Origin of the sequence: Amycolatopsis australiensis, assembly GCF_900119165.1 — a bacterium.
Taxonomy (GTDB): domain Bacteria; phylum Actinomycetota; class Actinomycetes; order Mycobacteriales; family Pseudonocardiaceae; genus Amycolatopsis; species Amycolatopsis australiensis.
In genome coordinates this window covers 1191469-1204076 of the sequence record NZ_FPJG01000006.1, presented here as the reverse complement: position 1 = coordinate 1204076, position 12608 = coordinate 1191469, and the positions used below count along the sequence as shown (strand labels likewise).

Genomic DNA, 12608 nt, shown 5'->3' with positions numbered 1-12608 from the left:
GGCCCATCGAGCCAAGAACAAACCTTCCCCAAAAACCACCGGATCGTGCGTATCCTGGCCTTTCCCTCGCCGCCACCGCCGCCAGCGAGACGACTTCGGCGATCACGGAATCAGGGGGCTGCGAGGATGGGCGAGGACCGGCGGACCACCGGGCGGCACGCCCTCCGCAACACCCCGCCCGTCGAAGAACCCCAGCCCGCCGGGCACGTGCCCACGCAGCGAACGCTCGTGCGCCCGTACGTCCTGACGCGCGGCCGGACGCAGTCGCGGCGGCACCTGGCGATCGAGGCCCTCGTCTCGACCCGCGCCGGCGCGCAGTGGAACGGCGCCCGGCTCACCGGCGAGTTCCGTTCGGTGCGATCGCTGTGCCACCAGCCGCGGTCCGTCGCCGAGGTCGCGGCCACGCTCAGCGTGCCGCTCGGCGTCGTCCGGGTGCTGCTCGACGACATGGCCGAACAGGGCCTCGTCACGATCCACGACACGCGCGTGAGCACCGAAGGCCGTCCGGCGCTGGCGCTCATGGAACGCGTTCTGCACGGCCTGCGCCGCCTCTGAGCATTACGCTCACCAGAGTGAGCGACGAACCCGAAAAGCCCGGTGGCGAAAGCACTCTGACCGTGCTGCTCGCCGGCAGCGTGAACCTCGCGATCGCCGTGATGAAGCTCATCGCGGGCATCATCAGCGGCTCGGGCGCGATGCTGTCCGAAGCGGCGCACTCGGTGGCCGACACGTTCACCGAGGTGCTGCTGCTGACCGCGTTGAAACGTTCGTCACGCCCGGCCGATCGCCTGCACCCCTTCGGCTACGGCAAGGAACGCTACTTCTGGTCGCTGCTCGCCGCCGTCTCGATCTTCGCGTCGGGCTCGATGTTCGCGCTCTACGAAGGCATTTCGACGGTGCTGGGGCACGGCGAGGCCCAGAGCACGTCGGTCCTCAGCTACATCGTGCTGGCCGTCGCGTTCTGCCTCGAAGGCACGTCGTGGCTGCAGTCGCTGCGCCAGGTCCGCCGTGACTCGAAGGCCGAAAACCGGTCCTTTTGGACATATCTCCGGCTGATCGACGACCCGACGCCCAAGACCGTGCTCTTCGAGGACTCGGCCGCGCTCGTCGGCCTGCTGCTCGCGTTCGGCGGCATCGGGCTGCACCAGCTCACCGGGTCGGAGGTGTGGGACGGCGCCGCGTCGATCGCCATCGGCCTGCTGCTGGCCTACGTCGCCTACCTGCTCGGGCGGACGAACCGCGGCCTGCTCATCGGGCGCCAGGCCGACCCGCAGATCGTCCGCGGCGTCCGCGACCACCTCTCTTCGGCGCCGGAGATCGAGGCCGTCGTCGACCTGCAGACCATGCTGATGGGCACCGACCAGGTCCTGGTGTGCACGCGCGTCGACTTCGACGACGCCCTCGGCGCCGCCGACCTCGAACGCACCTGCGTCCGGCTGGCCGGCGAGCTGACCGAGAAGTTCAACGACGTCACCGAGGTGTTCATCGAGCCCGTGCCGCGCACCGATCCGGAGCTGCGGGCGACGGTACTGGCGCGTTACGGCGACATCGCCGAGCGCTGGAACAAGCAGGTTCCCGGGGCTCAGTAGGGCTCAGTAACCGAAGTCCTGGACCCAGTACCAGCCCTTCGTCGTGACGCCGACGCCGATCTTGGTGAGCGAGCAGTTAAGGATGTTCGCGCGGTGGCCCTCGGAGTTCATCCAGGCGTCCATGACCTGCTGCGCGGACGTCTGCCCCTTGGCGATGTTCTCCGCGCCCGGCTTCGCGTAGCCGGCGTTCTTGATGCGCTGGTCGAAGGTCACGCCCTCGGGGTTGGTGTGGGAGAAGAAGTTTCGCGCGGACATGTCGTCGCTGTAGTCCTGTGCGGCCTCCGTCAGGTGCGACTCCTCCTCCAGCGGCTTGCAGCCGGCGTTCGCGCGCTCGTCGTTGACCAGCGCGATGACCTGCGCGGCCGTCGAGGGCGCGACGCGGGCCGCGGCCTTGGTGCTCGGCGGCGGGGCAGCGGCTTCGGACGTCGTCGGCCGCGTGGTTTCGCTGGTCTCGGTGGGGGTCGGGGTCGCGCTGGACGTCGTCGGCGCCGGCGCTTCGGTCGTCGGCCGCGTCGTGGTCTGGACCTGACGGCCGGCCACGTCGGTGCCGCTGCCGCCACCGGATCCGGCGCGCTCGTCGGGCAGCACCAGCGCCGCGGCGCCGAGCTGGGCGGTGTTTCCTTCCGCCGAGGCCATCCAGGTGCCGGTAGCGGCGGAAAAGACGCCGAGCAGCACACTGAGTGACACCATCACCACGCGAGCACGTTCACCAATGGGGGACACGGCGCAGGAACGTATCACGGAACGATTACAGCGAGAACCCTGGGCACATTTCTCCGGCACGGCTCATCGCCGACCAGTAAGAATTCCGCGGCAATCGGACGCTTGCGCGTTACTCCATTCAGCCGCTTCGGACGATGAAGGCAGCCTCACCGGACGCCGACACCGGGCGCCCCGTCGGATCCTGGCCGGTGACGGTCGCCTTGCCCGAGAACCCCTGTTTCCCGGCGACGGTCGTGCAGGTATAGGAGAATTCGGCGTCGGCCGCGAGCTCCGGCACGGCGTGCGCACACGACGGCGTGTGATCGTCCACGACCGAGACGGCGGTCAGCGGGACGTCGCCGATATTCTTGATGAGAACGGCGAAGGTAACCGTGTCGCCTTCGCGGACTTCGTACGGGGTGGCGTCCTTCATCAACGCGATCTCGGGGTGGACGACGTCGATTTTCACTTCGGCTTTCGATTGCGCTGGGCGACCGGTCGGGTCCATTCCTGTTACGTTCGCGGCGGCGGTGAAGTCGTCGCTCGGCGCCTTGGCGGCGCAGGTGTAGACCTGCCGGGCTGCGGGTTCGAGCGTGCCGAGCTTCTTCACGCAGGAGTCCTTGTCCACAATAGACACTTCGCTGAGCGGAACGTCGCCGGTGTTGCGAACGGTGATCGTGAACGTGATCTCGTCACCCGGGCGGGCGATGCTCGGTTCAGCCGTTTTCGTGATCTTCAGGCCGGGATGGATGACGTCGACGGCCGCGGTGTCCTGCGCGCTGACCGGCGGCCCGACCGGAGCCGTGGCGCGGGCTTCGACGGTGGTCGTGACGTCGTCCTGGGGTGCCGTCATGGCGCAGTCGTATTTCTGCATGGCGCCGGCTTCCAGCTTGTCGAACGTCTTTGCGCAGCTCGGGGCTTGGTTGTCCGTGACGGTGACGGCGGTCAGCGGCCCGTCGCCGGTGTTCGTGACGGTGACCGTGAACGTCACGGTGTCGCCTTGGCGGTAGGGGCCGTTGGTGTGCTGCGTGATCGAGAGCCCGGGGTGCAGGACGGTGTACGCCGCGTCGTCGGTGGCGCTGACCTGGCGTTTCGTCGGATCGGTTCCGGTTACGGTGGCCGAGCTCACGAAATTGTCGGTGCCGGCGTTTACCTTGCAGGAGCGGCGTTGGAGAGCGCCGGGAGGGAGGGTGCCGATGGACTGAGCGCACGCCGGAGTGCGACTGTCCGCAATGGACACGTCGGTGAGCGGGACATCGCCGGTGTTCGCGACGACGAGGGTGAATGTGACGGTGTCGCCTTGCCGGACCTGTGCGGGCGTGGCGTCGTCGGCGATGGTGACCGCCGGGTGGATGACATCGACCGGTCGGCCGGCGGTGGCGGTCACGGGACGGTTCGTGGCGTCGGTACCGGTGACGCGCGCGGTGGCGGTGAAGTCGGTGTTCCCGGCGGTTTGGGCGCAGGTGTAGGTCTGCGTTGCCTGCGGTTCCAGCGTGCCAAGGGCTTTGGTGCAGGCCGGGGCGAGCTGGTCGGCTACGGAGACATCGCGGAGCGGGCTGTCGCCGGTGTTGGTGACCGTGATGGCCGAGGTGACGGTATCGCCAGGACGGACCATGGTCGGGTCGACAGTCCTGCTGATCGCGATGGCCGGATGGATGACGTCGACGGTCGCGGTGGCAGCGGCGGCCACGGCGGGGCCGGTCGGCGGGATGCCGGTGACCTGAACGGCCACGGTGACGTCGTCGGCCGGGGCGGTGACGGCGCAGGCGTAGACCCGGGTGCCGCCGGGGTCGAGGGCGCCATCGAGGACCTGGGCACAGCCGGTGGCCCGCGCCTGCGGCCCGGAGCCGGGGTGCGCGGTGTGGGTGGCTGGCGTGCCGGGAGCCTGCGCAGGCATGGCTGGCACCTGCGCGGCCGGGCCCTCGGCAGCTGGTGCCCACGCGGCCGGGCCCTCGGCAGCTGGTGCCCGCGCGGCCGGGCCCTCGGCGGCCGGTGCCCGCGCAGCCGAACCCTCGGCAGCTGGTGCCCACGCAGCCGAACCCTCGGCGGCCGGACCCTGTGTGGCCGGAGCCTGCGGTGCACTGGCGGTCGAGTCCGTGACCCGGACACCCGTCAACGGCACGTCACCCGTGTTGCGCACCTCCACGCGCAGCGGCACAGCGTCGCCCTCGCGGAACGGGCCTCCCTGCAACTGCGCCGTGACTGCCACCGCTGGGTGCTGCACGGCGAAGGTCGCCTCTGTGCTGGCCGTCACCGGGCGGGCCGTCGGGTCCACGCCCGTCACCGTCGGCCTGTTCGTCAAGCCCGTGGCGCCCGCCACCGTCGTGCACGTGTACGTCGTGCTGCCCTGGGGCGCGAGCGTGCCGAGGGGCTTCGCGCAGGCCGGGACCTGGTCGTCCGCTACCGCCGCGTCGGCCAGTGGCACGTCACCCGTGTTGGTTGCCGTGATCGTCCACGTCACGCGGTCGCCTTCGCGGACCGCTGCCGGTGATGCCTGGGCCGACAGGGCCACCGCCGGGTGGATCACGTCCACCACCGCGTCGACCGTGACCTTCACCGTGCGGCCCAGCTCGTCCTTGCCCGACGCGGCCGCCGTGTTGGTGAAGTCGTCCGGCGGGGCCGGTGCCGTGCACGTGTACGTCTGCCCGCCCTGCGGTGGCAGCGCGCCGATCGTCCTGGTGCACGCCGGAGTCCGGTCGTCCGTGACCGCGACTTCCGTCAGCGGCGCGTCACCGGCGTTGGCGACCGTGATCGTGTACGTGACCGGGTCGCCTGCGCGCACGATGGCCGGCGCCGCGTTCTTCGTCAGCGTCAGCACCGGCGTGATCACCGTGACCGTCGCCGACGCGGTCGCCGTCACCGGGCGGCCCGACAGGTCGGCGCCTGTGGCCGTCGCGTGCGAGGTGGTCGTCGACGGTGGGTTCGCCGTGCACGAGTAACTCCGCGTTGCGCCCGCGGCAAGGCCGTCGAACGTGCGCGAGCACGATGTCGTCGTGTCGTCGGTGACCTTGACCGGTGCCAGTGGGCTGTCGCCGGTGTTCTTCACCGTGACCGTGAACGAGACGGCGTCGCCCGCGTGGACCACCGGCGGGTCCGCGGTCTTGGTGACCTCGATCGCGGGCGCGATCGTCGGCGCCGGCGCGTCGGCGGTCGCCGTGACCTGCTTGCCCAGCTCGTCGGTGGCCACCGCGCTCGCCGTGTTGACTCCGTCGGCGATCGGGGCCTGAGCCGCGCACGTCCGGGTGCGGCTTTCGCCCGGAGCAAGACTTCCGGCCAGCGCGCACGACGGTGTCTTCGGGTCGCTGACCCGCAGGTCGGCGAGGCTCGTGTCGCCGGTGTTCGTGACATTGATCGTGAACACCGCCGCGTCACCGGCGCGGTAGGCAACCTTGTCGGCCGTCTTCGTCATGCCCAGCGCCGGGTGCAGGACGTCGACCGCCACGGCCGCGACGCCGTCGAGCGCGTCTCCGAGCGCGCTCGTGCCCGTCACCTTCGCCGTGTTCGTGAAGTCGTCAGCCATCGCGATGGCCGTGCAGTCGTAGGTGACGGTCTGGGCCGGTGCGAGCGTGCCGATCTGCTTGGCGCACGCGGGAAACGTCTCGTCGGCCACCTGCACACCGGACGCGGCGACGCTGCCGGGGTTCGTCACCGCGACGGCGAACGTGACCGGGTCACCGGCGTGCGCCTTCGGCTGCTTCGCGCGCATCGCGAGCTGCAGCTCGGGCACCGGCACCGAGAACGCCATGTTCTGCGCGAGGTAGTCGTCGCCGCTGGTGACGAAGGCGAGCTTCGCGCTCGTCGCGCCCGCTGGGATGCTGTCGATGTTGAACGCCTTCGCGTCCACGCTGAAGTTGTTCTTCACCCGCGGCGCGGCGGCGTTGTCGGCGTTGGAGATGAAGAAGTTCGACGTTCCGCCGGTCGCGGGCTCGGCGGCCGGGGTGCCGTCGACCAGGAACCGGTCGCCGGAGCCGCCCCAGTCGCCGTCGTAGGCCGTGACGCCGATGTGCGCGTCGGCGGCCGTCGCGCGGAAGCCGGTGATCGCCGTTTCCGCGGGCGGGGCGCCGGCGGTCTGCCGCACGTGCCCGTCGTAGACGACGATCTTGCGCTTGTTCGGCGCGAAATCCGGATTGCGCTGCGGGTACGCGTAAACCAGCGCGATCGACCAGCCGCCCACACAGCCGAAACCCCGGGGAGCCCAGACGTTGCCGACCGTCACGTCGAGCGGGCTCCCGGTCGGCGCGCCCGCGAACCGGGCGGTCACGTCGGCGTGCGCGGCGTAGTACTGGCCGTCCTCGGCGAACGCGGAAGGCGCGACGTCGACGGGTTCCACGCTGCCCACCGAGAGCCGGACGTTCTGCGCCGCCGGTGTCCCGGGCGGCGCGACACCGCAGGGTGCCGTGCTGCCGGCCCAGTTCAGCCGCGCGAAGACGACCCGCGCGCCCGGCGGGATGCTCACCGACGCGCCGGCCGAGTCGAACGTGCCCGGATCGCCGTCGACGTCCGCCCACTGCATGAAGAAGTCGTCGTTGCCCAGGGTGTCCTTGCGGTCCGCGCTGTTCGCGCACGCCGTTGGCGTGCCCACGGGCCCCTTGACCGGCGCGTGGTCGGCGTCGACGGGGCAGCGCAGGACGCCGTTGCCCGCGTACAGGAAGTCGCCGTAGACGACATCGTCGTAGCCGACCGTGAACGGGACGGCCGCGGCCGCGCGCGCCACCGGCGCCACGACCGAGGCCAGGAAGACCAGTGCGGGCAACAGAACCAAGCGCAGCGGTCTTTCGGGCAACAGCCACCTCCGAGGCCGAGACGACGTCCCGGAGCCTGGCACGAAAGTGGGGTTTACGCCGCAGTTCTCACCCGTCCGTGGCGCCGGTCAGCTTCGCCGTCGACTCGTGGGTCAGCGCGGCGGCCGCCTCGATGAAGCCGATCACCGTGCGGAGCTCGTCGTCGGAGTAGCGCTCGCACAGCTCGTGCATGCGCTTGACGAGGTGGTCCCACAGGTGCACGCCGCTCGCGAGAGCCTCCTTGTCCAGCGCGATGAGCACGCGGCGCCGGTCCTCCGGGTGCGGCTCCCGGTTGACGATGCCCTTGCGCTCCAGCCGGTCGATCATCGCCGTCACCGACGCGGGCGCGAGGCCGGAGTGCCGCGCGAGGTCCTTCGGCGTCTGCGGCCCGAACCGGGCGACATAGTCCAGCACCTTGCTCTCGACCGCGGACAGCCCGCGGGTCTGGGAGATCGCGGTGTGGAACATGACCGTCTCCGTCGACAGCTCTCGCGACCTGAGCAGCACTTTCTCGACCAGTTTCGCTCGCTCGCTTGACACGGCGCACAGCCTAGCGCACCCTTTAGTTCGACAGAACGAATTAGTTTTTAAGAGATTCGATGGGATGAACGACATGGCACGAGCACTGGTCATCGGCGGCGGCATCGCGGGCACGATCACCGCCATCGCGCTGCACGAGGCCGGCCACGAGCCGGTGCTGTTCGAGGCGTACGACCGGGGCGCCGAGGGCGTCGGCGCGTTCCTGACGCTGGCGGTGAACGGCCTGGACGCGCTGCTGCCACTCGGTCTGAAGGACGTGGTCCGCAGCGCCGGCTTCGACTCGCCGCGCATGTCGATCGCCCTCGGCAACGGCACGCGGCTGGCGGAGTTCCCGCTGGGCGGAGCGCTCCCGGACGGCACGGTCAGCCAGACCGTGCTGCGCTCCGACCTTTACGTCGCCCTGCGGGACGAGGCCGCCCGGCGCGGCATCGCCGCCGAGTACGGCAAGCGGCTGATTGGCGCGAGCCAGACGTCTTCGCAGGTCAGAGCCGAGTTTTCGGACGGCTCACACGCCGAGGGCGACCTCCTGATCGGCGCCGACGGCCTGCGCTCGCAGGTCCGGACGATCATCGACCCGGACGCGCCGGCGCCGCGGTACGTGCCGTTGCTCAACACCGGCGGCTTCGCCGAAGGACTGACGCTGCCGGACGAGCCGGGCGTGCTGAACATGGTGTTCGGCAAGCGCGTGTTCTTCTGCCACGTCGTCAGCCCGGACGGCCGCGTCTGGTGGTTCGCCAACCCGGCCCGCAAGACCGAGCCGACGGCGTCCGAGCTGGCCACGCTGGCCGGCGAGAAACTGCGCGCGGAGCTGCTGCACCTGGTGGCGCGCGACCGGACACCGGCCGCCGACATCATCCGCGCGACGCGCGAGCTCTACCCGGCTTGGCCGACGTACGACTTCCCACGGGTCCCGGTCTGGCACCGCGGCCGCATGGTGATCATCGGCGACGCGGCGCACGCGACGTCACCGGCGGCGGGCCAGGGCGCGTCGATGGCCATCGAAGACGCCGTCACGCTGGGCAAATGCCTGCGGGACGTGCCGGACGTCGAGCAGGCGCTCGCCACCTACGAGAGCCTGCGGCGCGAGCGCGTCGAGGCCGTGGTCGCGGCCGGGAAGCGCAACGGCGACCAGAAGGTGATCGGCCCGGTCGGCCGCGTCGTCCGTGACTTCTTCATCAAGCGGGTGTTCGCGAAGCCGTTCGACGAGGACCCGAACGCCTTCATGTGGAATCACCACATCGAGTGGAACGAAAAGATCGCGGCCTAGCGCCAGGTGTCGACGCGGTGGAAGTTCTGGTACGCCCGGCTCGGGGTCGGGCCGCGCTGCCCCTGGTAGCGGGACCCGGCCTCGCTCGAACCGTACGGGAACTCGGCGGCGCTGGAGAGCCGGAAGATGCACAGCTGGCCGATCTTCATGCCCGGCCAGAGCGTGATCGGCAGGTTCGCGACGTTCGACAGCTCGAGGGTGATGTGCCCGGAGAAGCCGGGGTCGATGAATCCGGCGGTCGAGTGCGTGAGCAGCCCGAGCCGGCCGAGCGACGACTTGCCCTCGAGGCGGCCGGCGAGGTCGTCGGCCAGGGTGACGAGCTCGAACGTCGAGCCGAGGACGAACTCGCCCGGGTGCAGCACGAAGGGCTCGTCGCCCTCCTTCTCGACCAGCGAGGTCAGCTCGTCCTGCTGCAGCTGCGGGTCGATGTGGGTGTACTTGCTGTTGTCGAAGACCCGGAAGAACCGGTCGAGCCGGACGTCGATGCTGGACGGCTGGACCATGGCGGGGTCGAAGGGGTCGATGCCGAGCCGGCCGGCGTCGAGCTCTTTGCGGAGGTCACGGTCACTGAGCAGCACGGCCGAAGCCTATCCGGTGTGCTCAGGCGACCCGCATGTGCTGCGCGTAGGACGTGTCGGGCGCGAAGATCTTCTCGAGCCGCTTCACGTACCCGCGGCGCCCGGCCTCGCCGATCCGTTCCTGCAGCGCCGTGGCGCCGGGGATGAACCGCCGCACGGTCTCGGCGGCGAAGTTGACGCCCGCCACGGCGACGATCGCGGCCTGTGCGACGGGATCGTTCGGCAGGCCGAGGAAGTCGGCGTTGGCCTTCCCCAGCACGAGCCTGCTGATCGACGAGTGCACCGCGACGGAGACGTGGGACAGCACCTTCCCGACGGCCCCGCGCCCCTCCCCGACGGCGGCGTTGGCTTCGATCAGCGCCTTGGCCAGGCGTTTCGAGTCGTCGTCGGGGATGAACTCGGTGGCCGCGAGCAGCCAGAGCAGGCGCCAGGCATCCTCTTCGCCGGTCGGGAGCAGTTCGTCGTCGACGCCCATGAGCCAGCCGATGTAGCGCCAGAGGTGCAGGATGTCACCGCGTTCGCGCGCGGAGTAGCGGAGGCCGAGCAGCTGCGTGCCGAAGACGTAGACGAGGGAGAAGAGCAGGAGCGTCCCGGCGGTCTGGACTTGGTTGACGGGCCGGTCCCAGGCCGCGTAGTCCCAGTCGTCACGCCGGTTCATCGCCGCGCGCACGTGGGCGTGCACGAGCCGGATCCGGAGCGCGGAGGCGTAACCCTGCTCGCCGTGTTTGAGCGCGCCGGGCGTGGTGACGTCGATCCACCAGGTGGCGGTCTCGACGAGCCGCCGGGTGGCCTTGTACTCGATCTCTCCGGTCCCGACCAGGGATTTCGTGGCCCGTGAGGCGAGGTAGCCGCCCATCAGCGACATGTCGCCGAGCGGGAACAGGCCGAGCAGGCCGGCCCGGGTGATGGCCTTGGCGCCGCGGTCCAGCCGCTCGTCGTCGACCCAGTACGGCTTGGCGTTGACCTGGTCGAAGAACGCCTTGACCGGCCCGGGTGCCGGAGTCCCGCCCCGGAGCGCGTCTTCGAAGAGCCGACGGCCCTGCCCCTTCGGCAGCTGCGCCATCCAGGCGACGACGTCGTCGGCCAGCTTGTCCTGGACCTGCGCGAACTCCCGGATGCGGGCGACCTGCCGTTCGTCACCCCGGATGTCACCCTCGATGAACAGCCGCTGGGCCAGCCGGAACCCGCCTTGCCGGAACAGCTCGGGCTCGTCCATGGCACTCACCTCCGAGGTCGACAACAAGTGTTGTCACATGACACGCGGACGTCAAGGAGGGAGGGGCCTGGACAAGGGGATCACGACGCCGTGTATGCTGACGACGCACTGCGGATGTAGTTCAATGGTAGAACATCAGCTTCCCAAGCTGAATACGCGGGTTCGATTCCCGTCATCCGCTCTCAGCGAGAAGCCTCAGGTCACACGGTGTCTATTGTGGACCTGGGGCTTTCTTTATCTCGGGCCTTCACTTCTCGCGTGCCATTAATGTGCCATTAGCCGACCGGGAAGGGTTGGCCGTCCTGATCTTCGTCGTCGTCCGGGGTGGTGCCCTTGCGGTGCCGGTCGACGAGCTTGGACAGCCGGTCCGCGATCTGCTTGTCAGCGTCACTGGTCGCCCGCTGGTCAAGGCGCCGCCAGCGGCGGCGCGCACGTCACCTGCCGTACGGCGGCCCACCCGCTCGCGGCACGGACGGCTTGCCGCTCCGCCGGCCGCCGGCCGCCGGGTGGGCCTGCCGCAGCGATCGATCGCATAGCGCGCCGCCGCTGGCAGCGATCAGCTCTTCGGCCTAGTTACCGTTCACACGTCCGCTGGCAGGGTCGAAGACATGTCGACCTCTGACCGAGCCGCAGCAGGCGCTCACGCCGCAGCAGCACGCCGGGCCATCGAGCAGGCAAGAGCAAGGCCGATCCGATCAGCCTGGCAACCGCCGAGGCACTCTTGGCCATCTTCCACCAGCTCAGGGACATGGAAGACCCGTCGATCACGCTCAAGGGTGCCGCCGACCTGACCAGCGCCATGTACGCCCTGACCAACAAGCTCCCAGATCGGTAGACCCGCCACCCCGAAGCCGGATCGTGACAACGGCCGGTAGCACCGGCCGCGTGCTGGCTTCGTATCGGGGTGACGGGGGAGGTGTGGGTGGGGGCTCAGGTCATGCCATTAGCGTGCCATTCAGGCCGGTCAACCAAGGTCAACAGCGGGTACCGCAAGACAGCTCCGTCCGCAGGTCAGGGCCACTGTCGAGCATGATCACCCTGGTTCCCAAGCTGAATACGCGGGTTCGATTCCCGTCATCCGCTCTCAGCGAGAAAGCCCCAGGTCTCCCTGGGGCTTTCTTCGTCCGGCTACGGACACGGGGGCGTCTTCGGGCCACCGTTGAAGACGAACGTCATCGACTGGCTCCACAGTGCGCTTCCACGGCGGTCGCAGATCTGCCGGGAAAGCACATCCGCCTGCTTGACCCGCACCACCTGTGTCGTGTTGTCGTACCACAGCACCAGGTCGCCGTTCGCCGAGTCGAGGACGCTCACCACCCGGTTCGGCTGGCCCTTCAGTTCGAGCAGCTCCGCCGGCAGCCAAATCGGGGAGCCGAGCATGTTCAACACCACCAGGAAGATCCCGAACGGAACCGCCACCAAGCCCAGCCGGTCGGCCACGGCGTCCGGTGCGTCCCCCGGCCCGGCGGAGCGCGCCGCCCTCTCCAGACGCCGTTTCTTGAAGCGCCTGGCGAACATCCACAGCACGCCCATCAGCACCGCCGACCCGGCCGCCGCGAACGTCGAGAACGGCAGCAGGATGATCGCGAGCACCACGCACGAGAGCTTCCAGACATCCATCTCGTGCCTGTTCGACGCGTCCACCATCGCCCGGTTGTCGAAGTAGATCGCCAAAACCACGGTAATCAACACGAAAACCGCCGGCGCGGCCGGAAGCAGGGAACCGAGAAGAATGGTTTTGACGTTCATCGCGGAAACGAGCGAAACGATGACCGCCCAGTCACCCTTCGAGACGAACAACAGGCGCAGCGCGGCCAGCCCGACCGTCACGACCACGATGACGACCCCGAAGTTCGCCACCGCCGATTTCCATCGCTTGGCGAGTGCCTCGTCCAGCTTTTCCGGGCCTTCGATGCCGTTCATGACGTCATTCAA

Annotated in this window: 9 protein-coding genes and 1 tRNA gene; 4 read left to right on the top strand and 6 right to left on the bottom strand. The window is 69.5% G+C overall.

The features are described from left to right. The first annotated feature begins 126 nt into the window (after window positions 1-126). A complete protein-coding gene (locus tag BT341_RS06940) occupies window positions 127-555 on the top strand; it encodes a DUF742 domain-containing protein (protein WP_072475483.1) in 429 nt (142 codons plus the stop codon). 17 nt (window positions 556-572) lie between these two features. Continuing rightward, a complete protein-coding gene (locus BT341_RS06935) occupies window positions 573-1589 on the top strand; it encodes a cation diffusion facilitator family transporter (protein ID WP_072475482.1) in 1017 nt (338 codons plus the stop codon). 3 nt (window positions 1590-1592) lie between these two features. On the opposite strand, the gene BT341_RS06930 is transcribed toward BT341_RS06935, so the two are convergent. The 3 genes from BT341_RS06930 to BT341_RS06920 form a co-directional block, all read right to left on the bottom strand. After that, entirely contained in the window at window positions 1593-2285 is a 693-nt protein-coding gene (locus BT341_RS06930; protein WP_072475481.1) for a CAP domain-containing protein, read from the bottom strand. A gap of 145 nt (window positions 2286-2430) precedes the next feature. Beyond that, window positions 2431-7044 carry a DUF7507 domain-containing protein gene (locus tag BT341_RS06925; protein ID WP_072475480.1) on the bottom strand — a complete coding sequence of 1538 codons (4614 nt, stop codon included), beginning with the start codon at window positions 7042-7044 and terminating at the stop codon, window positions 2431-2433. 97 nt (window positions 7045-7141) lie between these two features. Beyond that, window positions 7142-7612: a MarR family winged helix-turn-helix transcriptional regulator gene (locus BT341_RS06920; RefSeq protein ID WP_072475479.1), complete on the bottom strand. Its 471-nt coding sequence runs from the start codon at window positions 7610-7612 to the stop codon at window positions 7142-7144. Between the two features lie 73 nt (window positions 7613-7685). Between BT341_RS06920 and BT341_RS06915 the strand changes: the two genes are divergently transcribed. Next, window positions 7686-8879 (top strand): FAD-dependent oxidoreductase, encoded by a 1194-nt coding sequence (locus BT341_RS06915; RefSeq protein ID WP_072481819.1) that lies wholly within the window; start codon window positions 7686-7688, stop codon window positions 8877-8879. Here the strand turns inward: BT341_RS06915 and dcd are convergent. Next, the gene (gene dcd / locus BT341_RS06910; protein ID WP_072475478.1) at window positions 8876-9457 is read right to left on the bottom strand and encodes a dCTP deaminase; all 582 of its coding nucleotides are present in this window, start codon (window positions 9455-9457) and stop codon (window positions 8876-8878) included. The genes BT341_RS06915 and dcd overlap by 4 nt on opposite strands. Window positions 9458-9479: 22 nt before the next feature. Continuing rightward, a complete protein-coding gene (locus tag BT341_RS06905) occupies window positions 9480-10673 on the bottom strand; it encodes an oxygenase MpaB family protein (RefSeq protein ID WP_072475477.1) in 1194 nt (397 codons plus the stop codon). 110 nt (window positions 10674-10783) lie between these two features. Between BT341_RS06905 and BT341_RS06900 the strand changes: the two genes are divergently transcribed. Continuing rightward, window positions 10784-10854: transfer RNA gene (locus tag BT341_RS06900), tRNA-Gly, on the top strand. Window positions 10855-11801: 947 nt separating this feature from the next. Here BT341_RS06900 and BT341_RS06895 read toward each other — a convergent pair. After that, window positions 11802-12596, bottom strand: a complete 795-nt coding sequence (locus tag BT341_RS06895) for a hypothetical protein (RefSeq protein ID WP_072475476.1) — start codon at window positions 12594-12596, stop codon at window positions 11802-11804. Window positions 12597-12608 lie beyond the last annotated feature (12 nt).